The organism is Thermomonas sp. (genome assembly GCF_041905325.1).
Lineage (GTDB): Bacteria > Pseudomonadota > Gammaproteobacteria > Xanthomonadales > Xanthomonadaceae > Thermomonas.
In genome coordinates, this window is the sequence record NZ_JAYRLK010000004.1 from 245,836 (window position 1) to 265,756 (window position 19,921).

Annotated in this window: 22 protein-coding genes; 6 read left to right on the forward strand and 16 right to left on the reverse strand. The window is 65.6% G+C overall.

The genetic code is table 11. From position 1 onward, the window contains the following. Positions 1-39: 39 nt before the first annotated feature. The 4 genes from prpC to ACE3OK_RS06650 form a co-directional block, all read right to left on the reverse strand. Positions 40-1,194 (reverse strand): 2-methylcitrate synthase, encoded by a 1,155-nt coding sequence (prpC, locus tag ACE3OK_RS06635; protein ID WP_374248758.1) that lies wholly within the window; start codon positions 1,192-1,194, stop codon positions 40-42. 16 nt (positions 1,195-1,210) lie between these two features. Beyond that, on the reverse strand, positions 1,211-2,092 hold the full coding sequence (gene prpB / locus ACE3OK_RS06640) for a methylisocitrate lyase (protein WP_374248759.1): 882 nt from the start codon (positions 2,090-2,092) through the stop codon (positions 1,211-1,213). A gap of 105 nt (positions 2,093-2,197) precedes the next feature. Next, a complete protein-coding gene (locus ACE3OK_RS06645) occupies positions 2,198-3,181 on the reverse strand; it encodes a malate dehydrogenase (RefSeq protein WP_374248760.1) in 984 nt (327 codons plus the stop codon). 61 nt (positions 3,182-3,242) lie between these two features. Continuing rightward, the gene (locus tag ACE3OK_RS06650) at positions 3,243-4,424 is read right to left on the reverse strand and encodes an aminotransferase class I/II-fold pyridoxal phosphate-dependent enzyme (protein WP_374248761.1); all 1,182 of its coding nucleotides are present in this window, start codon (positions 4,422-4,424) and stop codon (positions 3,243-3,245) included. A 158-nt stretch (positions 4,425-4,582) separates the two neighbouring features. Here ACE3OK_RS06650 and ACE3OK_RS06655 point away from each other — a divergent pair, with 158 nt between their 5' ends. The 3 genes from ACE3OK_RS06655 to ACE3OK_RS06665 are packed head-to-tail and all read left to right on the forward strand — an operon-like array spanning position 4,583 to position 7,040. Further along, complete coding sequence (locus tag ACE3OK_RS06655; protein ID WP_374248762.1) at positions 4,583-5,284, forward strand: hypothetical protein; 702 nt, start codon at positions 4,583-4,585, stop codon at positions 5,282-5,284. Then, positions 5,281-6,465 carry a M48 family metallopeptidase gene (locus tag ACE3OK_RS06660; protein ID WP_374248763.1) on the forward strand — a complete coding sequence of 395 codons (1,185 nt, stop codon included), beginning with the start codon at positions 5,281-5,283 and terminating at the stop codon, positions 6,463-6,465. Before ACE3OK_RS06655 ends, ACE3OK_RS06660 begins: the two co-directional genes overlap by 4 nt. Further along, positions 6,462-7,040: a hypothetical protein gene (locus tag ACE3OK_RS06665; RefSeq protein WP_374248764.1), complete on the forward strand. Its 579-nt coding sequence runs from the start codon at positions 6,462-6,464 to the stop codon at positions 7,038-7,040. The genes ACE3OK_RS06660 and ACE3OK_RS06665 overlap by 4 nt, the downstream gene beginning before the upstream one ends. Positions 7,041-7,083: 43 nt before the next feature. On the opposite strand, the gene ACE3OK_RS06670 is transcribed toward ACE3OK_RS06665, so the two are convergent. Continuing rightward, complete coding sequence (locus ACE3OK_RS06670) at positions 7,084-7,578, reverse strand: peptidylprolyl isomerase (protein ID WP_374248765.1); 495 nt, start codon at positions 7,576-7,578, stop codon at positions 7,084-7,086. Between the two features lie 125 nt (positions 7,579-7,703). On the opposite strand from ACE3OK_RS06670, the gene typA reads away from it, so the two are divergent. The 3 genes from typA (at position 7,704) to ACE3OK_RS06685 (ending at position 11,723) form a co-directional block, all read left to right on the forward strand. After that, positions 7,704-9,533 (forward strand): translational GTPase TypA, encoded by a 1,830-nt coding sequence (gene typA, locus ACE3OK_RS06675; RefSeq protein WP_374248766.1) that lies wholly within the window; start codon positions 7,704-7,706, stop codon positions 9,531-9,533. A 61-nt stretch (positions 9,534-9,594) separates the two neighbouring features. Beyond that, positions 9,595-10,065: a DUF2127 domain-containing protein gene (locus ACE3OK_RS06680; RefSeq protein WP_374248767.1), complete on the forward strand. Its 471-nt coding sequence runs from the start codon at positions 9,595-9,597 to the stop codon at positions 10,063-10,065. Between the two features lie 71 nt (positions 10,066-10,136). Further along, on the forward strand, positions 10,137-11,723 hold the full coding sequence (locus tag ACE3OK_RS06685; RefSeq protein ID WP_374248768.1) for an amidase: 1,587 nt from the start codon (positions 10,137-10,139) through the stop codon (positions 11,721-11,723). A gap of 30 nt (positions 11,724-11,753) precedes the next feature. On the opposite strand, the gene ACE3OK_RS06690 is transcribed toward ACE3OK_RS06685, so the two are convergent. The 11 genes from ACE3OK_RS06690 to rpsE all read right to left on the reverse strand — a co-directional run bounded on the left by ACE3OK_RS06690 (position 11,754) and on the right by rpsE (position 19,780). Beyond that, entirely contained in the window at positions 11,754-13,145 is a 1,392-nt protein-coding gene (locus ACE3OK_RS06690) for a class II 3-deoxy-7-phosphoheptulonate synthase (RefSeq protein WP_374248769.1), read from the reverse strand. 61 nt (positions 13,146-13,206) lie between these two features. After that, positions 13,207-13,725: a disulfide bond formation protein B gene (locus ACE3OK_RS06695; protein ID WP_374248770.1), complete on the reverse strand. Its 519-nt coding sequence runs from the start codon at positions 13,723-13,725 to the stop codon at positions 13,207-13,209. Between the two features lie 101 nt (positions 13,726-13,826). Next, on the reverse strand, positions 13,827-14,198 hold the full coding sequence (rplQ, locus tag ACE3OK_RS06700; protein WP_374248771.1) for a 50S ribosomal protein L17: 372 nt from the start codon (positions 14,196-14,198) through the stop codon (positions 13,827-13,829). 264 nt (positions 14,199-14,462) lie between these two features. Further along, positions 14,463-15,461: a DNA-directed RNA polymerase subunit alpha gene (locus tag ACE3OK_RS06705; protein ID WP_374248772.1), complete on the reverse strand. Its 999-nt coding sequence runs from the start codon at positions 15,459-15,461 to the stop codon at positions 14,463-14,465. A gap of 52 nt (positions 15,462-15,513) precedes the next feature. Further along, entirely contained in the window at positions 15,514-16,143 is a 630-nt protein-coding gene (gene rpsD, locus ACE3OK_RS06710) for a 30S ribosomal protein S4 (RefSeq protein ID WP_374248773.1), read from the reverse strand. A 19-nt stretch (positions 16,144-16,162) separates the two neighbouring features. Further along, the gene (gene rpsK, locus ACE3OK_RS06715; RefSeq protein ID WP_190281742.1) at positions 16,163-16,555 is read right to left on the reverse strand and encodes a 30S ribosomal protein S11; all 393 of its coding nucleotides are present in this window, start codon (positions 16,553-16,555) and stop codon (positions 16,163-16,165) included. Between the two features lie 12 nt (positions 16,556-16,567). Beyond that, positions 16,568-16,924, reverse strand: coding sequence for a 30S ribosomal protein S13 (gene rpsM, locus ACE3OK_RS06720; RefSeq protein WP_374248774.1), 357 nt, complete (start codon positions 16,922-16,924; stop codon positions 16,568-16,570). A gap of 336 nt (positions 16,925-17,260) precedes the next feature. Further along, positions 17,261-18,610, reverse strand: coding sequence for a preprotein translocase subunit SecY (secY, locus tag ACE3OK_RS06725; protein ID WP_374248775.1), 1,350 nt, complete (start codon positions 18,608-18,610; stop codon positions 17,261-17,263). A gap of 7 nt (positions 18,611-18,617) precedes the next feature. After that, on the reverse strand, positions 18,618-19,055 hold the full coding sequence (gene rplO, locus ACE3OK_RS06730; RefSeq protein WP_374248776.1) for a 50S ribosomal protein L15: 438 nt from the start codon (positions 19,053-19,055) through the stop codon (positions 18,618-18,620). Positions 19,056-19,059: 4 nt separating this feature from the next. Further along, positions 19,060-19,248: a 50S ribosomal protein L30 gene (gene rpmD, locus ACE3OK_RS06735; protein ID WP_374248777.1), complete on the reverse strand. Its 189-nt coding sequence runs from the start codon at positions 19,246-19,248 to the stop codon at positions 19,060-19,062. Beyond that, complete coding sequence (rpsE, locus tag ACE3OK_RS06740) at positions 19,241-19,780, reverse strand: 30S ribosomal protein S5 (RefSeq protein WP_374248778.1); 540 nt, start codon at positions 19,778-19,780, stop codon at positions 19,241-19,243. Before rpsE ends, rpmD begins: the two co-directional genes overlap by 8 nt. Positions 19,781-19,921 lie beyond the last annotated feature (141 nt).

Here is a 19,921-nt window from a genome sequence, read left to right on the forward strand (position 1 = left end):
CCGCGTGCGAACGCGGCCTTTTTCGTGAATGGCAAGCACTCAACGCTGGTTGATCGGCACGAACGTGCGGTCTTCCGGCCCGGTGTAGTTCGCGGACGGGCGGATGATCTTGCCGTCGATGCGCTGCTCGATGATGTGCGCGCTCCAGCCTGAGGTACGCGCCAGCACGAACAGCGGGGTGAACATCACGGTGGGCACGCCCATCATGTGGTAGCTGACCGCGCTGAACCAGTCGAGGTTGGGGAACATCTTCTTGATGTCCCACATCACCGACTCCAGGCGCTCGGCGATGTCGAACATCTTCATGTTGCCCTGCTCGGCCGACAATTGGCGCGCGACCTCCTTGATGACCTTGTTGCGCGGATCGGACACGGTGTAGACCGGGTGTCCGAAACCGATCACCACTTCCTTGCGCTCGACGCGGGCGCGGATATCGGCCTCGGCCTCGTCCGGCGTGTCGTAGCGCTTCTGGATTTCGAACGCGACCTCGTTCGCACCACCGTGCTTGGGCCCGCGCAACGCGCCGATGCCGCCGGCGATGCACGAATGCATGTCGCTGCCGGTGCCGGCGATCACGCGGCAGGTGAAGGTGGATGCGTTGAATTCGTGCTCGGCGTACAGGATCAACGAGGTGTGCATCGCCCGCACCCACGAATCCAGGGGCTTCTCGCCGTGCAGCAGGTGCAGGAAGTGGCCACCGATGGAATCGTCGTCGGTCTCCACGTCGATCACCCGGCCGTTGTGGCTGTAGTGGTACCAATACAGCAGCATCGAACCGAAGCTGGCCATCAACTTGTCGGCGATGTCGCGCGCACCGGGATGGTTGTGGTCGTCCTTCTCGGGCGACACGCAGCCCAGCACCGACACGCCGGTGCGCATCACGTCCATCGGGTGCGCCGACGGAGGCAATTCCTCCAGCGCGGCCTTGACCGCCGCCGGGACCCCGCGCAGCGCCTTCAGCTTGGCTTTGTAGGCCATCAACTCGGCGCGGTTGGGCAGCTTGCCATGCACCAGCAGGTGGGCGATTTCCTCGAACTCGCAGACCTCGGCCAGGTCGAGGATGTCGTAGCCGCGGTAGTGCAGGTCGTTGCCGGAACGGCCGACCGTGCACAGTGCGGTGTTGCCGGCGGCGGTGCCACTCAAGGCGACCGATTTCTTCGGCTTGAAGGTGGGGGTTGCGGTCTGTTCGCTCATCGGTGTGTCCTCCGGCTTATTTCGTCTGCGCAAACAGCGCGTCGAGCTTGTCTTCGTAGGCGTGGTAGCCCAGGAAGTCGTACAGCTCGGCACGCGTCTGCAGGGTGTCGATGACATTCTTCTGGGTGCCTTCGCGGCGCACCGTCTCGTAGAAATGCAGCGCCGCCTTGTTCATCGCGCGGTACGCGCCGCAGCAGTACAGGGCGATGTCCACACCGGCATCGCGCAGCTCGTCGGTGGTGAAGAACGGCGTGCTGCCGAACTCGGTCAGGTTGGCCAGGATCGGCACCTGCACCGCCGCCTTGAACTTGCGGTAGTCGTCCAGCGTCCTCATCGCCTCGGGGAAGATCATGTCGGCGCCGGCCTCGACGTAGGCCATCGCGCGCTCGATGGCGCTGTCGATGCCCTCCACCGCGGCCGCGTCGGTGCGCGCCATGATCACGAAGCCGGCATCGCTGCGCGCATCCACCGCGGCCTTCACCCGGTCGACCATCTCGCCCTTCGTCACCACTTCCTTGCCGGGACGATGCCCGCAGCGCTTCTGCCCGACCTGGTCCTCCATGTGCACGGCGGCCACGCCGACGCGCTCGAAGTTGCGGATGGTGCGGCCGATGTTGAACGCCCCGCCCCAGCCGGTGTCGATGTCGACCAGCAGCGGCATGCCGGTGGCATCCACGATCCGGCGCGCATCGGTGAGCACGTCTTCCATGGTGCTGATGCCGAGATCGGGCATGCCCAGCGAATTGGCGGCCACGCCACCGCCGGACAGGTACAGCGCCCGGTAGCCGGTGCGCTTGGCCATCAGGCCGGCATAGGCGGTGATGGCGCCCATCACCTGCAGGGGGGTTTCTTCCTGGATCGCAGCGCGGAAGCGCGCGCCGGCGGATTGCATGCTCATGGCCTCTCCTTGCGAATCGTGCATTTTAACGCGGACACCGGCACCTGCCGAAAATGAAAACGCCGGGCATAACCCGGCGCTTCATGACTTGCGTTGGTGTCCGGCTCAGAGCAAGTGCGCCACGCCGGCGCGCTCTTCCTCGAGTTCCGCCAGGGTCTTGTCCATCGCGGCGCGACTGAACTCGTCCACCGGCAGGCCTTCGACGCGGGTGTATTCGCCACCCGCACAGGTCACCGGCACGCCGTAGATCACGCCCTCCGGGATGCCGTAGCTGCCGTCGGACGGCACGCCCATGGTCACCCACTTGCCGTTGGTGCCCAGCGCCCAGTCGCGCATGTGGTCGATGGCGGCATTGGCGGCCGAGGCGGCCGAGGACAGGCCGCGCGCCTCGATGATGGCGGCGCCGCGCTTGCCGACGGTGGGGATGAAGGTGTTGGCGTTCCAGTCCGCGTCGTTGATCTTGTCCTTCAGCGACGCGCCGCCGACGGTGGCGAAGCGGTAGTCCGGGTACATGGTCGGGCTGTGGTTGCCCCACACGACCAGCTTCTCGATGTCGGCTACGGCCACGCCGGCCTTGTTGGCCAGCTGCGACAGCGCGCGGTTGTGGTCCAGGCGCAGCATCGCGGTGAAGTTCTTCGCCGGCAGGTCGGGCGCCGACTTCATGGCGATGTAGGCGTTGGTGTTGGCCGGGTTGCCGACCACCAGCACCTTCACGTTGCGGCTGGCGACCTTGTTCAGCGCGGCGCCCTGCGCCGTGAAGATCTTGGCGTTCTCCAGCAGCAGGTCCTTGCGCTCCATGCCCGGGCCGCGCGGACGCGCGCCGACCAGCAGGGCGTAGTCGGCGTCCTTGAACGCGACTTCGGCGTCATCGGTGCCGACCATGCCGGCCAGCAGCGGGAACGCGCAGTCCTCCAGTTCCATCATCACGCCGCGCAGCGCGGCCTGGGCCTTCTCCATCGGCAGTTCCAGCATCTGCAGGATCACCGGCTGGTCCTTGCCCAGCATTTCGCCGGAGGCGATGCGGAACAACAGGGCATAACCAATTTGGCCGGCAGCGCCGGTGACGGCAACTCGAACGGGGGTTTTCATTGTCTCAACTCCTGAAAATGACGATACGGCGCAAGCGCCGCTTCGATGTGCACGGAAAGGCTCAGGTCAACTCGGCAAAAAATTCCTGGAACCGCGCCAGGCCCGGGGCCAGCTGCGGGGTCGGGCAGGTGTAACTGATGCGCAGCGCGCGCGGCTCGCCGAACGCCGAACCCGGCACGCAGGCCACGCCCTTGGCTTCCAGCAGCACGTTGCAGAAGTCGACGTCGTTGTCGATCTTCATGCCATTGTGCGACTTGCCGAACGCGCAGCTGATGTCGGGGAACACGTAGAACGCGCCCTGCGGCCGTGGGCAGACCACGCCGGGGATCGCGTTCATCGCCGCCATCACCTGATCCCGCTTGGCCTGGAACTCGGCGCATTTCTCGGTGGGCACATCCTGCGGGCCGCGCAGCGCAGCCACTGCGGCGGCGGTGGCGATTTCCGGGATATTGGTGATGTGGTTGGAATTGAGCGTGGTCACTGCCTTGGCCACCGACTCCGGCCCGGCCATGAAGCCCACGCGCCAGCCCGGCATGCCGTAGGTCTTTGACAGCGAATCCACGAAGATCGTGCGTTCGCGCAGCTCCGGGCGGAACTGGATGAAATTGGTGTATTCCAGACCGTCGAACAGCATCTTGTTGTAGATGTCGTCGGTGATGATCCAGGTGTCCGGGTACTTCACCAGCACATCCGCCAGCGCCGCCACTTCGTCGCGGGTGTAGATCATGCCGGTGGGGTTGGACGGGTTGTTGAACAGGAACACCTTGGGCTTGTGCGCAGCCAGCGCCGCGTTCAGCTGCGCGGGGGTGAGCTTGTAGTCCTGCGAGGCCGGGCACGGCAGCACCACCGCCTTGGCATCGAGGATCTCGGCGATGTCCATGTAGGTGGTCCAGTACGGAGTCGGGAAGGCAATCACGTCGCCTTCGTCCAGCAGCGCCTCGCCCAGGTTGTACAGGATGTGCTTGGCACCGATGCCGGTGGAGCAGTTGGCGCGGCCGAAGCCGGTCATGCCCAGGGTTTCAAGGTGGGCCAGGAAGGCGTCCAGCAGGGCGTCGGTGCCGCGGTTGCTGCCATACTGGCCACTGTCTTTCGCCAGCGCCTCGCGTGCGGCAGCATAGACGTGTTCGCCGGGCAGGAAATTGGGGACGCCGATGGAGAAACTGATGATGTCGCGGCCTTCGGCTTTCAGGCGCTTGGCCTTTTCCGCGACTTGCATGATGACGCTGGGCTTGGCACGGGACATGCGCCGGGCGAGTTGAGGCATCGTGGGGGACCTCGGTGGGGGCCGCGGATGCGGCTATTGACAAGGGAGAAAGTCTTCAAATGTTAGCACAGCCACATGTATCGACTTCCGCAGCCGGACGCGTCCGCAGGCTGCTTTTCCCGTTGCTGGCGGTTGCATTGGCACTGCTGTCCGGCTGTGCATCGACCAGCGTGCGCACCGCCAGCGACCCGTCCGGGAAGCCGCTCGCCCTGCACGGCAGCGTGGCCCTGATCGAGCCCGACATCGAGCTGTCGGAGCTGATGGCCGGTGGCATGGCCGAGCCGCGCAAGGAATGGAGCACCTCCGCACGCCTGCTCTACCCGCAAGCCGCGCGCGAACTGCTGGCGCGACAGGGCATCGCCATGGCGCCCGACTACACCCTGCCCGCCGACGCCGGCCCCGACGACAACCGCCGCCAGATGGTGCTGCTCAGCCAGGCGGTGTCGATGAGCATCCTGCAATTCAGCCGCAGCATCGGGCAGGGCCCGTTGCGCAACAAGCATGGCAAGTTCGACTGGACGCTGGGCCCGGGCGTGGCGGCGCTGCGCGAGGCCACCGGTGCCGATTACGGCCTGTTCACCTATATCCGCGACAGCTACGCCAGCGGCGGGCGCAACGCCATGCGGGTGGCCGGCTTGCTGCTGCTGGGCGGCGACATCGGTGGCGGCATGCAGATCGGCGTGGCCTCGCTGGTCGACCTGCGCACCGGGCAAGTGGTCTGGCACAACCTGCTGGTGGATCAAGCCGGCGACCTGCGCAACCTCGCTGGTGCCCGTGACACCGCCGGCGGGTTGCTCAAGGGGATCCGTGGCGATGCCCCCGCAGGGGGCGCGCGATGATCCGCCTGCGGGCAGCCGCCTGCACCTTGGCGTTGCCGGCGCTGCTCGTCCTTGCGCCATGCGCGACGGCGCAGACCCGCTCGCTGCAGGTGGCCGCGGGGGCCACCCCGGCATCGGGCAGCGACGAGGCGGAACTGTGGTACGCCATGGAACGCGGGGAAGCCGAACTCAAGCGCTCGCCCCTGCGGGTGCGGGATCCCGCCCTCAATGACTACGTGCGCGGCGTCGCCTGCAAGGTGGCCGGTGAACACTGCGCCGATGTCCGCCTGTACGTGATGGACGTGCCCCAATTCAATGCCAGCATGGCGCCCAACGGCATGATGCTGCTGTGGACCGGCGCCTTGCTGCGCATCCGCAACGAAGCCGAACTGGCCTTCGTGCTGGGCCACGAAACCGGGCACTTCACTTCTCGCCATTCATTGCAGCAATGGCGCCGCGGCAAGACCGCCAGCGCCTGGCTGAGCGCCTTCCAGATGGTGGCCTACGGTGCCGGGGCCGGTGCCGTGGCCGACCTGGGCGTGCTGGCCGGCAGCGCCGCGATGTTCAAATACTCCCGCGACATGGAGCGCGAAGCCGACCAGCTGGGGTTTGCCAGCGTGGTGGCGCATGGCTGGGCACCGCAGGCCGGTGCCGACATGTGGGCGCGGATGTGGCGCGAAGAGCAGACCCGCAAATACGACCGCCCCTTGCAGGTGTTTTCCACCCACCCGGCCTCGCTGGAACGCTTGAACGACATCAAGACCGCCGCTGCCGCCATCCCCGATCCGCCCACCGACCTGGGCCGCGACCGCTACCGCGCCGTGGTCCGGCCGCTGCTGCCGAGGCTGCTGGATGAAGAGCTGGGACAGCGGCGTTACGCCGGCTCGATTCTGGTCATCGGCGAATTGCTGGAAGATGCCCCGGCCGAAGACAAGGGCTTGCTGACCTTCTACCTCGGCGAAGCCTACCGACGCCGCGGCCTGAACGATGACAAGGTCAAGGCCGCCGGCTACTACGCCAGCGCCATCACCCTGCCCGCCGCCCCGGCCGCCGCCTGGCGCGAGTACGGCTTCAACCGACGCGATGCCGGCGACATCGCCGGTGCCCGGCAAGCGCTGCAACGCTACCTGCAGGATGCCCCGCAAGCCGAAGACCGCGCATTCATCCAACACGAAATCGACAAACTCGGAGGCACGCCATGAAGGCGATCCGCTGGCTCCTGCCCGCCCTGCTCACCTTGCTGCTGGCCGCCTGCGCCAGCGGCGGCCCGCTGGTCACTGCCGGCCGCACCACCGCCGGCGGCGACCTGAGCATCGATGCCGGCATGGAATGGACGCGCATGGGCGACCTGCGCGAGCAGCTGTGGACCATCGACGGCCCGCAGCTCAACAGCCTGCATCTGGTGCCGGCGGTACGCGAGCGGGAGTTCGTGTTTCTTGGCCAACGCCAGACCAAGCGCCGTCCGGATGGTGCGTTCTACCACCGCGGCATGCGCCCCGACGAACTGCGCGACCTGATCGCCGACGGCCTGCGCGCCAGCGGGGCGGTGAACGTGGTCACCAGCAACCTGCGTCCGGCCAGCTTCGGCGGCCGCGAGGGGCTGCGCTTCGAAATGACGATGGATGGCGAAAGCGGCCTGAAGTACAAGGCCATGGCCGCGGCTTTCGAACACGAGAAAGGCCTGGCGCTGGCACTGTTCTATGCACCGGCCGAGTACTACTACCCGCGCGACGAAGCCAAGGTCAGCGCGATGCTGGACACCTTGCGCTGGAAGTGACGCGCCCGCCCCTCTCCCGCACGCGGGAGAGGGGCATCGCACGTCAAGCAGCGAGAATCTTGTTCCATTCGGCCACGCGGTCGGCCTTGGCGGCCAGCGCGGCGGCGGCATCGCCCTCGATCTTGATCGAGTTGATCAGGTCGCCCTGCTTCACCGCATCCACCACCTCCAGGCCTTCCACCACCTTGCCGAACACGGTGTGCTTGCCGTCCAGCCAACCGCACGGCACGTGGGTGATGAAGAACTGGCTGCCATTGGTGCCCGGGCCGGCATTGGCCATCGACAGCACGCCGCGCTCATGGCCCAACCCGTTGCCGGTCTCATCCTCGAAACGGTAGCCGGGGCCGCCGCGGCCGCTGCCTTCCGGGCAACCGCCCTGGATCATGAAGTCATTGATGACGCGGTGGAAGTTCAGCCCGTCGTAGAAGCCGCGCTGGGCCAGGTTGACGAAATTGGCGACGGTCAACGGTGCCTTGTCGGCGGCCAGTTCCACCCGGATGGTGCCGCGGGCGGTATCGAAATTGGCGATCAGGCTCATCTTGTTCAGCTCCAAATGCCCGGATGGGCGCGTGAACCCGATATAATAGCCGGCTCCCCTCATTTCAACCCGCGCCCTGCCTGCCCTCTTGGCTGCTGGTGCGGCTTCAACGAGCCCCAAAGCTTATGTCCGTCGAACGCCTTCGCAACATCGCCATCGTCGCCCACGTCGACCATGGCAAGACCACCCTCGTCGATTGCCTGCTGAAGCAGTCCGGCACCCTCTCCGAGCGCACCGTGCTCGCCGAGCGCGTGATGGACAGCAACGACCAGGAAAAGGAACGCGGCATCACCATCCTGGCCAAGAACACCGCCATCACCTGGCGGGGCAACCGCATCAACATCGTCGACACCCCCGGGCACGCCGACTTCGGCGGCGAGGTCGAGCGCGTGCTGTCGATGGTCGACTCGGTGCTGATCCTGGTCGACGCGATGGACGGCCCGATGCCGCAGACCCGCTTCGTCACCCAGAAGGCGTTCGCGATGGGCTTCCGCCCCATTGTCGTCGTCAACAAGATCGACCGCCCCGGCGCGCGCCCGGACTGGGTGATCGACCAGGTGTTCGACCTGTTCGACAAGCTCGGTGCCACCAACGAACAGCTGGACTTCCCGATCGTCTACGCCTCCGCGCTGCATGGCTTCGCCAGCCTCGACGACAGCGTGCGCGACGGTGACATGACCCCGCTGTACGAAGCGATCATGCAGCACGTGCCGGCCCCGCCGGTGGCATCGGAAGGCCCGTTCCAGATGCGCATCTCGCAGCTGGACTACAACAACTTCGTTGGCGTGATTGGTATTGGCCGCATCCAGCGCGGCACCCTGAAGAAGAACATGCCGGTGACGGTGATCGACCGCGAAGGCAAGAAGCGCCAGGGCAAGGTGTTGCAGGTGCTGGGCTTCATGGGCCTGGAACGCATCGAGCAGGACAGCGCCGAAGCCGGCGACATCGTGGCCATTTCCGGCATCGCCGAACTCAGTATTTCCGACACCGTGTGCGCGATCGAAGCGCCGGAAGCGCTGCCGGCGCTGACCGTGGACGAGCCGACCATCTCGATGACCTTCCAGGTCAACAACTCGCCGTTCGCCGGCAGCAAGGAGCTGTCGGGCGGCAAGTTCCTGACCAGCCGCCAGCTCAAGGACCGGCTGGAACGCGAAACCGTGCACAACGTGGCGCTGAAGGTCGAGCAACTGGAAGACGCCGACAAGTTCCTGGTCTCCGGCCGTGGCGAGCTGCACCTGTCGGTGCTGATCGAGAACATGCGCCGCGAGGGCTACGAGCTGGCGGTGTCGCGCCCCGAGGTCATCATCAAGGAAATCGACGGCCAGCTGATGGAACCGATCGAGCAGTTGGTGGTGGACGTCGAGGAAATCCACCAGGGCGGCGTGATGGAGAAGTTGGGCACCCGCAAGGCGCAGCTGAAGAACATGGAACCCGACGGCAAGGGCCGCGTGCGCCTGGACTATGAAATCCCGGCGCGCGGCCTGATCGGCTTCCAGAACGAGTTCAAGACCCTGACCCAGGGCTCGGGCCTGCTGTTCCACGTGTTCGACCATTACGGCCCGAAGGAAACCGGCGCGATTGCCAAGCGCCTCAACGGCGTGATGATCGCCAATGCCGCCGGCCCGACCCCGGCCTATTCGCTGGGCCCGCTGCAGGAGCGCGGCAAGCTGTTCGCCGCCGAAGGCGACCAGGTGTACGAAGGCCAGCTGGTCGGCATCCACAGCAAGGACAACGACCTCACCGTCAACGTCATCAAGACCAAGCCGCTGACCAACATGCGCGCCTCCGGCAAGGACGATGCGATCCAGCTGACCCCGGCCACCAAGTTCTCGCTGGAGCAGGCGCTGGACTTCATCGACGACGACGAGCTGGTCGAGATCACGCCGAAGGAAATCCGCTTGCGCAAGAAGCTGCTGACCGAAAGCGACCGCAAGCGCGCCAGCCGCACGGCTTGATCGCACTGGACGCCATCCCCATGTCCCTGCAAGGATGGCCGTCCGCGCCAGGGACCCCGGCATGAACCAGACTCCCCACTACAACCCGGATCCGCACGCGCATCCGGGCCTGCACATCATCGCGCTGGTGGAGGCGGTGAAGGGGGTGCTGGGGCTGCTGGCAGCCAGTGGGCTGGAGCTCGTTGGCTCGGCCCCGCTGCAGCGTTGGGTGCACGAGCTGATCGCACGCTTCCAGCTGGACCCGCATCACGGCGCCATGGCCTGGCTGGCCGGCGCCATCAGTCCCGGTGGCGTGCACCTGGCCGCCCTGATCGCCACCCTGTACGGCGTGATGCATATCCTCGAAGGCTGGGGCCTGTGGCGGGCCAAGGCCTGGGCCTCGTGGCTGGGCTGCATCACGGTGTCACTGTATCTGCCGTTCGATTTGTATGCGCTGGCCCGGCACCCCGGCTGGCTGTCACTGGTGGTGGTGGCCATCAACGTGCTGGTGCTGTGGGTGCTGGCGCGCGATCTGTTCAAGCGCCGCCGCTGATCCTTCCTCGTTCCATTTGCCCCCGCCTTCCGACCTTGCGATGCTTGCGCATCCAACCGGGAGAGCCGCCCATGCGCCGCGCACCACTTGCCCTTGCCTTCGCCATTCTGCTGGGCGGCTGCCAACCTGCCACCCACGCACCCGCACCCGCACCCGACGGCGCCACGCACGCCCCGTTCGCCTTCGACGAGGCCAGCATTGCCGATTTGCAGGCGAAGATGACGGCCGGCCACCTGGGCAGCCACGCCTTGACGCAGGCCTATCTCGACCGCATCGCCGCGATCGACAAGGCCGGCCCCGCGCTCAATGCGGTGATCGAACTCAATTCCACTGCGCTGCAGGAAGCCGACGCGCTGGACGCCGAACGCAAGGCCGGCAAACTGCGCGGCCCACTGCATGGCATTCCGGTGCTGCTGAAGGACAACATCGACGCCACCCCGATGGCCAATTCCGCCGGCTCGCTGGCACTGGCCGGACACCACCCCGGGGCCGATGCCTTCATCGTTGCCCGCCTGCGTGCTGCCGGCGCAGTCATCCTCGGCAAGACCAACCTGTCGGAATGGGCGAATTTCCGCTCCACCCGCTCCACCTCCGGCTGGAGCGGGCGCGGCGGACAGACGAAGAACCCCTACGTGCTGGATCGCAACCCGTGTGGCTCCAGCGCCGGCACCGGCACGGCCATCGCCGCCAACCTCGCCACGGCCGGCATCGGCACCGAAACCGATGGCAGCATCATCTGTCCGTCGGCGGTGGCCGGGCTGGTGGGTCTCAAACCCACCGTGGGGCTGGTCAGCCGCAGCGGCATCATCCCGATTTCGATCTCGCAGGACACCGCCGGGCCAATGACCCGCAACGTCGCCGATGCCGCCGCACTGCTCACCGTGCTTGCTGCCGCCGATGCCAGCGACCCCGCCGCATCCGAGCGCAAGGACCCCACCCCCATCGACTACACCACGCACCTCAAGGCCGGCGCGCTGCAAGGCGCACGCATCGGCGTGGTGCGCAAGTTGATGGGCTACCAACCGGACACCGATGCTGCGATGGCGCGCGCAATTGCGGCGATGCAAGCCGCCGGTGCCACCGTGGTCGACGCGCAGATCCCCACGCTGGGGCAGTGGGATGCCGCCGAACTCGAGGTGCTCCTGTACGAGTTCAAGGACGGCCTGAATCGCTACCTGGCCGGCAGCAACGCGCCGTACACGTCGCTGGACGCGCTGATCGCCTACAACCGCCAGCACGCCGCGCAGGAAATGCCGTACTTCGCGCAGGAGCTCTTCGAACAGGCCAATGCCAAGGGGCCACTGACCGACAGGGCTTATCTTGCCGCCCGTGACAAGGCACGCCGCCTGGCCGGCCCCGACGGCATCGATGCCGCCCTGCAGGCGCAGCATCTGGATGCACTGGTCGCCCCGGCGATGTCGCCGGCCTGGCCCACCGATCCGGTCGGCGGCGATCATTTCCTCGGTGCCGGCTATGGCCCCGCCGCGGTGGCCCGCTATCCCAGCCTGACCGTGCCGATGGGGCAGGTGCATGGCTTGCCGGTGGGCATCGTGTTCCTCGGCGCGGCATGGAGCGAGCCGCGTCTGATCGAGCTGGGATACGCCTTCGAACAAGCCACCCGGGCACGCAAACCGCCGCGTTTCCTGAAATCGTTGTAGGCAACCCCGTGCCCGCCTGGCGGGCCGCCGCTACGCCGCCATCGCCCCACGCTTCTTCACGATCAGCATCGCGATCTCCAGCGCCTGCTCGTAGTTGAGGCGCGGGTCCACGGTGCTGCGATAGTCGCGCTGCAAATCGATCTCGGTGAGCTCGCGCGCACCGCCGAGGCATTCGGTGACGTTCTCGCCGGTCATTTCCAGGTGCACGCCCCCCAGTCGCGTCCCCGCCGCCGCATGCAGATCGAACGCCTGCTCGATCTCGCTGCGAATGTTGGCGAAGCGGCGGGTCTTGTAACCATTGCTGGTGGATTCGGTATTGCCGTGCATCGGGTCGCAGATCCACAGCACGCGGCGGCCTTCGCGCTTCACCGCGTCCAGCAGCGCCGGCAACGTTTCGGCGATGTGCCCGGCACCCATCCGGTGGATCAACCCCAGTCGCCCGGGCACGTCCTCCGGGTTGAGTGCATCGACCAGGCGCAGCAATGCATCCGGCGTCACCGACGGCCCCACTTTCACCGCCACCGGGTTGCGGATGCCACGGAAATATTCCAGATGTGCGCCTTCCGGTGCGGCCGTGCGCATGCCGATCCACGGGAAATGCGTGCTCAGGTTGAACCAGCCATCGGCACGCGGCACGCGGCGGGTCTGCGCCTCTTCATAGGGCAACAGCAAAGCTTCGTGCGAGGTGTAGAAATCCACCCGGCTCAGGCTTTGCATCTTGCGCCCCGCCAGGGTTTCGGTGAAGCGCACGGCATCACCGATGTTGGCCACCATCCGCTGGTAGTCGGCGGCGTGCGGCGACTGCTCCACCCAACCCAACTCCCAGAACTCCGGATGGTGCAAGTCGGCGAAGCCACCATCGATCAGCGAGCGCACGAAGTTCATCGTCATCGCGGAGCGCGCATGCGCCTTGATCATGCGCCGCGGGTCGGGCTCGCGCGCGGTGGCGGTGAAGTCGGGACTGTTGACGATATCGCCACGGTAGCTGGGCAGGCTCACGCCATCGCGCGTTTCAAGATCGGCCGAACGCGGCTTGGCGTACTGCCCGGCGAAGCGGCCCACGCGCACCACCGGCAGCTTCAACCCGTGCACCAACACCAGGCTCATCTGCAGCAGCACCTTGAGCCGGTTAGTGATGGTGTCGGAGCTGCATTCGGCGAAGGTTTCCGCGCAGTCACCGCCTTGCAGCAGGAAGCGCTTGCCTTCCTGTGCCTCCGCCAACTGCTGCTGCAACGACAAAATCTCGCGCGAAGTCACCAGTGGCGGCAAGGTACGCAGCTCGTCCTGCGCAGCCGCCAGCGCGGTGGCGTCCGGGTACACCGGCATCTGCACGCCCGGCCGGCTGCGCCAGCTGAACGGCGTCCAGTCGGTGCGCTCGGGGGATTCGGAACGAGAGGCGGTGATTGCTGAAACGGCAGGCATGAGCAGGCACAGGTTGGTTGCTGCGTTGCATCATCCCGCGCACTACGCGCTGCCGCAACCGTTACCTGCGGAACAAATGGGAATGCCGCCGTTGGAAACCGGCATACAGCGCGCCGCATCCCAATGCGATGAACCACACCAGTGCCCACATCGGCATCGACAAGCCAAGGAATGACCAGTCGATGTTGGCGCAATCGCCCGTCGCCTGCAGCACCTTGCGCGCAGCACCCAACCAGGAATATTGCTCGACGATGAAATTGAGCCCCGGGCCACAACTCGGCAACGCAGGGGGATGCAGCTGCACCCAACTGTGCCGGCCCGCGTAGCCCATGCCGGCGGCGGCGGCGGCGAACGCGAGCACGCCCCACCATTGGCGCGCACCCGGCGCGCGCGGTGCGTGCAGCGCGCCCAACAGGAACACGACGCCAAGTGCGGCGAAGCAGATGCGCTGGAAGATGCAGAACGGGCAAGGCGCGATGCCGAGCTTGAACTGCACGAACAGCGCATAGCCCAGCAACGCGGCACAACAGGCGAAGCCCAGCAGGAACTGACTGCGGAACGACCAGCGGAACGGATTCATCAGCGCGCCTTGGTGGTATTTCCTGATTATGGCGCAGCCAGCCGCAAAACGAAAAACCCCGGTTGCCCGGGGTCTTCGATGCCGCGTTGGCGATGCCGGAATTACTCGGCAGCCTGCGGGCGATCCACCAGCTCGACATAGGCCATCGGTGCGTTGTCGCCGGCGCGGAAGCCGCACTTCAGGATGCGCAGGTAACCACCCGGACGCTGCGCGTAGCGCGGGCCCAGCACCGTGAACAGGGTGCCCACCGCTTCCTTGTCGCGCAGGCGCGAGAACGCCAGGCGGCGATTGGCCACGCCGTCGGCCTTGGCCAGGGTGATCAGCGGCTCGGCAACGCGGCGCAGCTCCTTGGCCTTCGGCAGGGTGGTGCGGATGATTTCGTTTTTGATCAGCGAAGCCGCCATGTTCTGGAACATTGCACTGCGGTGGGCACTGGTGCGGTTGAACTTGCGGCCGGATTTCTGGTGACGCATGACTGGATTTCCTTGGTTGAAAGATTGCTGCTGTTGAAGATCGCTGTCGCCATCCTGGCGTGTGCCTCGTTGCGAGGCTTTTGGACTGCGGTTGGCCCGTACCGGCATCCCTTGCCGGCATTGCCGCGAACGTCGTGTTCGTCGGCGAAATTCAAACCCTCCCCATCAAGGGGAGGGTTGGGTGGGGATGGGGTTCAATCGCCGGCGTTGCAGGCAACGCCATCCCCAGCCCGGCCTTCCCCTTGACGGGGAAGCAGACAAGCATCAGCCCAGCATGCCGTGTGCAGCAGCACCGGCCGGCGGCCAGTTCTCCAGCTTCATGCCCAGCGACAAGCCGCGCTGCGCCAGCACTTCCTTGATCTCGGTGAGCGACTTCTTGCCGAGGTTCGGGGTCTTGAGCAATTCCACTTCGGTCTTCTGGATCAGATCGCCGATGAAGTAGATGCTCTCGGCCTTGAGGCAGTTGGCCGAACGCACGGTCAGCTCGAGATCGTCGATCGGACGCAGCAGCACCGGATCCACGGTGCCAGTGGTCTGCTTGTTGTCACCGGCACCGCGACGGGTGAAATCACCGAACACCGACAGCTGGTCGCTGAGGATGTCGGCCGCAGTACGCACGGCTTCCTCGGCGTCGATGGTGCCATTGGTTTCGATATCCAGCACCAGCTTGTCCAGGTCGGTGCGCTGCTCGACGCGCGCGGCTTCCACCGCGTAGGCAACGCGACGCACCGGCGAGAACGATGCATCCAGCATCAGGCGGCCGATGGTCCGGGTTTCCTCGTCCGGGCGACGGCGTGCCGCAGCCGGCTGGTAGCCGAAACCGCGGCTGATGGTCAGGCGCATGTTCAGCGCCACGTCCTTGGTCAGGTTGGCGATCACGTGGTCGGGGTTGAGCACCTCGACGTTGTGACTGGTCTTGATGTCGCCGGCGGTGACGACACCCGGGCCTTGCTTCTTCAGTTCGAGGGTATCGACATCGCCGCTATGCATGCGGATGGCGACATCCTTCAGGTTCAACAGGACTTCGAGCACGTCCTCCTGCAAGCCTTCGACCGTGGTGTATTCATGCAGCACGCCATCGATCTCGACCTCGGTCACGGCGAAGCCGGGAATCGAGGAAAGGAGGACGCGGCGCAGGGCATTGCCCAAGGTATGGCCGTAGCCGCGTTCCAGCGGCTCGATCACGACCTTGGCGCGGGTGTCGGTGATGCGCTCGATCTGCGGTCCGCGCGGACGCAGGACTTGGGTGGCGGTAACCGTCATTCGTGGTGTCTCCTGCAGGCCTGTGCCAGAAGCACAGGCCGGTGGCAATGGCTTACTTCGAGTACAGCTCGACGATCAGCGCTTCGTTGATGTCGCTGGACAGATCGGCGCGATCCGGCACTGCCTTGAACACGCCGGCGAACTTGGCCGAATCCACTTCGACCCAGGACGGCGACAAGCTCATCTGCGTGGCGACATCCAGCGACTCCTTCACGCGGAGCTGCTTCTGCGCCTTCTCGGACAACGCAATGGCATCGCCCGCCTTGACCGCATAAGACGGCAGGTTGACCGGCTTGCCATTCACGGTCACGCCGCGATGGCTGACCAGCTGACGCGCGGCCGGACGGGTGACGGCGAAACCCATGCGATAGACGACGTTGTCGAGGCGGGTTTCCAGCATCTGCAGGAGGTTCTCGCCGGTGTTGCCCTTCTTGGTGGCGGCCTTCTTGTAATAGTTGCGGAATTGACGCTCCAGCAGACCGTAGATGCGCTTGACCTTCTGCTTTTCACGCAGCTGGGTGGCGTAGTCGGACAGCTTGCCCTTGCGGGCGGTGGCGCCGTGCTGGCCGGGCTTCTGCTCCAGCTTGCACTTGGAATCGAGTGCGCGGGCCGGCGACTTCAGCGACAGGTCGGCGCCTTCGCGACGGGCGAGTTTGCAGGTGGGACCGATATAACGAGCCATGTTCTAGTGCTCCCGGGCGTCAGACGCGACGCTTCTTCGGCGGACGGCACCCGTTGTGCGGGATCGGCGTCACGTCGATGATGTTGAGGATCTTGTAGCCGACGTTGTTCAGCGAACGCACGGCGGATTCGCGGCCCGGACCCGGGCCCTTGATGCGCACTTCCAGCGCCTTCACGCCGTAATCCAGCGCGGCCTTGCCGGCCTTTTCGGCGGCAACCTGCGCGGCGAACGGGGTGGACTTGCGCGAACCGCGGAAGCCCGCACCGCCCGACGTCGCCCAGGAAAGCGCATTGCCCTGGCGGTCGGTGATGGTGACGATGGTGTTGTTGAAAGAAGCGTGGACATGCGCGATGCCGTCGGTGACGACGCGCTTGATCTTCTTCTTGGTCTTGGTTGCTGCCGGCTTGGCCATGATCTGGGTTCCTTACTTCTTGATGGCCTTGCGCGGGCCCTTGCGGGTACGCGCATTGGTGCGGGTGCGCTGGCCACGCAGCGGCAAGCCGCGACGATGGCGCAGGCCGCGGTAGCAGCCGAGGTCCATCAGGCGCTTGATCGCCATGCCGACTTCGCGACGCAGGTCGCCCTCGACGATGAACTTGCCGACTTCGGCGCGCAGGCGCTCGACTTCCGGCTCGGACAGGTCACGGATCTTGGTCGACGAATTCACGCCGGCCGATTCACAGACCTTCTTGGAACGGGTACGGCCAATGCCGTAGATGCTTTGCAGCCCAACCCAGACGTGCTTCTGGGCAGGCAGGTTGACACCTGCAATACGCGCCATGAGGCGATCTCCGATATACGAATGGCGACGACCCCGATGGGATCGACGCGGGGAACATGAAATTGTATACAAATCCCGGCTGATCGAGAAGCCCCCGGGGCAGTGCCCCTGAAGCCCGGCATGGGGAGTGTGCCCATGCTCCGGCGATGGCATCGAACTGGCAGTACCCGGGCCTTGCGGCCTGGCCTGCCCGCGCGCTACTCCGGCGCGCGGATCGGTTCGATGCCACCCGTGCGCGGGATCGTCGCACGGGTCGCCCATTTGCCGGTTCGCGCATTCGTCGACCCGGCGGTTGTCACGTTTCCCGTCTCCCGGGATCCAGCGGCGTGGTGCGCCTCAGCGCGAGCCACGCCCCTTGAGGTTTGCTTTCTTGAGCAGGCTTTCGTACTGGTGGGACATCAGGTGCGCCTGGATCTGCGCGATGAAATCCATCACCACCACCACCACGATCAGCAGCGAGGTGCCGCCGAAATAGAACGAGGTCCCCAGCTTGGTGCGCATCAATTCCGGCAGCAGGCAGACCAGCACCAGATACAGGGCACCCGCGCCGGTCAACCTGGTCAGCACACCGTCGATATACTCGCCGGTGGCCTTGCCGGGACGGATGCCCGGAATCAGCGCCCCCGACTTCTTGAGGTTGTCGGCAGTTTCCTGCGAGTTGAACACCAGTGCCGTGTAGAAGAACGCAAACCCGATGATCAGCGCCGCCATCAGCAGCATGTGCAACGGCTCGCCGGGCGACAACAACTGACTGATCTTCTGGAGCCACACCGTGGCCGGGCTGCCGGACTGGCCGAACCAGGTCGACGCGGTCGCCGGGAACATGATGATCGACGATGCGAAGATCGGCGGGATCACGCCCGACATGTTGAGCTTGAGCGGCAGGAACGAGCTCTGGTTCTGGTAGCCCCCGCGACCGCCCTGCCGGCGCGCGTAATTCACGGTGATGCGGCGCTGGCCGCTCTCCATGAACACCACGAACCAGGTGACTGCCAGCACGATGGCCAGGATCACGAACACGGTGATCCATTGCATTTCACCGGTATTGGCCTGCTGCAAGGTATTGAGTACCGCACCCGGCAAGCCCGCCACGATGCCGGCGAAAATGATCAGCGACACACCGTTGCCGATGCCGCGCTCGGTCACCTGCTCGCCTAGCCACATCAGGAACACCGTGCCCGCGGTCAATGACACCACCGCCGTCAGCACGAATCCGGGGCCGGGATTGTAGACCACCGGAACGCCGCTGCCGGCCCCCTGGTGCTGCAACGCGATCGCGATGCCCGCCGCCTGGAACACGGCCAGGAACACCGAACCCACCCGCGAGTACTGGGTGATCTTGCGACGGCCGGACTCGCCTTCCTTCTGCATCGCCTTCAGGCTGGGCAGGATCTGCACCATCAACTGCATGACGATCGAAGCCGAGATATACGGCATCACGTTCAGGGCGAACAGGCTGAAACGCGACAGGGCACCGCCGGAGAACATGTTGAACATGTCCACCACGGTACCCTTCTGCGAATTCATCAGTTGCAGCATCGCCTCGGGGTTCACACCCGGCACCGGAATGTAGCACCCGATGCGATAGACGATCAGCGCGCCAACGACGAACAACAGGCGCGAGCGAAGTTCAGTGAACTTGCCCGCGCCCATCAGGCCCGACAATGCATCCGCGGTTCGCGACATGCGTCGGTTACTCCGCCAGCGAGCCGCCGGCAGCGATGATCGCAGCCTTGGCGCCGGCAGTTGCGGCGATGCCCTTCAGCGCGAACGCCTTGGTCACCGCGCCCTTGACCACGATCTTTGCCTGCTTGGCGGTGCTGGGCACCAGCCGGGCAGCGCGCAGCACGGCGAAATCCACATCGCCGGCCGGCAGTGCATCCAGCTTGTACAGCAACACTTCCGCAGTGTCCTTGGCCAGCTTCGAACGGAAGCCGATCTTGGGCAGGCGGCGCTGCATGGGGATCTGGCCGCCTTCGAAACCGGCCTTGATCTTGCCCTTGCCGGCGCGCGCGAACGAACCCTTGTGGCCGCGACCTGCGGTCTTGCCGAGGCCGGAGCCGATGCCGCGACCGACACGGGTGCGCTCCTGACGGGCGCCGTCGGCGGGCTTGAGCGTATTGAGCTTCATGCGATTACTCCTCCACCTGCACCAGGTAGTGCAGCTGATTGATCAGGCCGCGTACCTGCGGGCTGTCTTTCAGCTCGCGCACGCTGCCCACCTTGCCAAGACCCAGCGCCTTCACCGACAAGCGGTGACGCGCCTGCGTACCACGCAGGCCCTTGACCAGACGCACCTTGACGGTCTTGTTGTCATTAGCCATGGGTCAGTTCCTCCACCTTCTTGCCGCGCTTGGCAGCGATCCTGGCCGGCGAGTGCATCGCCTCCAGACCCTTGACCGTGGCGCGCACCAGGTTGATCGGGTTGCGTGAGCCGACCGCCTTGGCCAGCACGTTCTTCACACCCACCGCTTCCAGCACGGCGCGCATCGCGCCGCCAGCGATCACGCCGGTACCTTCGGAGGCCGGCTGCATGAACACGCGGGCAGCGCCGTGGCCGGCCTTCACCGCGTGGAACAGGGTGCCATTGTTCAGATCGACTGCACTCATGTTCTTGCGGGCATATTCCATCGACTTCTGGATGGCCACCGGCACTTCACGCGCCTTGCCATAACCGAAACCGACCTTGCCGGCACCGTCACCCACCACCGTCAATGCGGTGAAGGTGAACTGGCGGCCGCCCTTGACGGTCTTGCTGACGCGGTTGACCGCGACCAGCTTTTCGATCATGCCGTCATCGACCTCTTCACGGTCGCGATTGCGATCGCGGCCGCGGGATTCGCGTTGTTCTGCCATTTCAATGTCTCGATAATTGGATGGGATTTGCGGCGTGGCCGCTTGTAGTTGTGATGTACGACGGTTGTATCATCGCGGCTGCAACCAGCGGCGACGCCCGATGCAAAGCCGCATCGGCAGCACCCGGTGACGCCCCGGCGA

What these genes read in the sequence shown, in the direction of transcription:
- prpC (WP_374248758.1), bottom strand. Translation starts at nt 1,194, where the DNA reads ATGAGCGAACAGACCGCAACCCCCACCTTCAAGCCGAAGAAATCGGTC.
- prpB (WP_374248759.1), bottom strand. Translation starts at nt 2,092, where the DNA reads ATGAGCATGCAATCCGCCGGCGCGCGCTTCCGCGCTGCGATCCAGGAA.
- ACE3OK_RS06645 (WP_374248760.1), bottom strand. Translation starts at nt 3,181, where the DNA reads ATGAAAACCCCCGTTCGAGTTGCCGTCACCGGCGCTGCCGGCCAAATT.
- ACE3OK_RS06650 (WP_374248761.1), bottom strand. Translation starts at nt 4,424, where the DNA reads ATGTCCCGTGCCAAGCCCAGCGTCATCATGCAAGTCGCGGAAAAGGCC.
- ACE3OK_RS06660 (WP_374248763.1), top strand. Translation starts at nt 5,281, where the DNA reads ATGATCCGCCTGCGGGCAGCCGCCTGCACCTTGGCGTTGCCGGCGCTG.
- ACE3OK_RS06665 (WP_374248764.1), top strand. Translation starts at nt 6,462, where the DNA reads ATGAAGGCGATCCGCTGGCTCCTGCCCGCCCTGCTCACCTTGCTGCTG.
- ACE3OK_RS06670 (WP_374248765.1), bottom strand. Translation starts at nt 7,578, where the DNA reads ATGAGCCTGATCGCCAATTTCGATACCGCCCGCGGCACCATCCGGGTG.
- typA (WP_374248766.1), top strand. Translation starts at nt 7,704, where the DNA reads ATGTCCGTCGAACGCCTTCGCAACATCGCCATCGTCGCCCACGTCGAC.
- ACE3OK_RS06680 (WP_374248767.1), top strand. Translation starts at nt 9,595, where the DNA reads ATGAACCAGACTCCCCACTACAACCCGGATCCGCACGCGCATCCGGGC.
- ACE3OK_RS06685 (WP_374248768.1), top strand. Translation starts at nt 10,137, where the DNA reads ATGCGCCGCGCACCACTTGCCCTTGCCTTCGCCATTCTGCTGGGCGGC.
- ACE3OK_RS06690 (WP_374248769.1), bottom strand. Translation starts at nt 13,145, where the DNA reads ATGCCTGCCGTTTCAGCAATCACCGCCTCTCGTTCCGAATCCCCCGAG.
- ACE3OK_RS06695 (WP_374248770.1), bottom strand. Translation starts at nt 13,725, where the DNA reads ATGAATCCGTTCCGCTGGTCGTTCCGCAGTCAGTTCCTGCTGGGCTTC.
- rplQ (WP_374248771.1), bottom strand. Translation starts at nt 14,198, where the DNA reads ATGCGTCACCAGAAATCCGGCCGCAAGTTCAACCGCACCAGTGCCCAC.
- ACE3OK_RS06705 (WP_374248772.1), bottom strand. Translation starts at nt 15,461, where the DNA reads ATGACGGTTACCGCCACCCAAGTCCTGCGTCCGCGCGGACCGCAGATC.
- rpsD (WP_374248773.1), bottom strand. Translation starts at nt 16,143, where the DNA reads ATGGCTCGTTATATCGGTCCCACCTGCAAACTCGCCCGTCGCGAAGGC.
- rpsK (WP_190281742.1), bottom strand. Translation starts at nt 16,555, where the DNA reads ATGGCCAAGCCGGCAGCAACCAAGACCAAGAAGAAGATCAAGCGCGTC.
- rpsM (WP_374248774.1), bottom strand. Translation starts at nt 16,924, where the DNA reads ATGGCGCGTATTGCAGGTGTCAACCTGCCTGCCCAGAAGCACGTCTGG.
- secY (WP_374248775.1), bottom strand. Translation starts at nt 18,610, where the DNA reads ATGTCGCGAACCGCGGATGCATTGTCGGGCCTGATGGGCGCGGGCAAG.
- rplO (WP_374248776.1), bottom strand. Translation starts at nt 19,055, where the DNA reads ATGAAGCTCAATACGCTCAAGCCCGCCGACGGCGCCCGTCAGGAGCGC.
- rpmD (WP_374248777.1), bottom strand. Translation starts at nt 19,248, where the DNA reads ATGGCTAATGACAACAAGACCGTCAAGGTGCGTCTGGTCAAGGGCCTG.
- rpsE (WP_374248778.1), bottom strand. Translation starts at nt 19,780, where the DNA reads ATGGCAGAACAACGCGAATCCCGCGGCCGCGATCGCAATCGCGACCGT.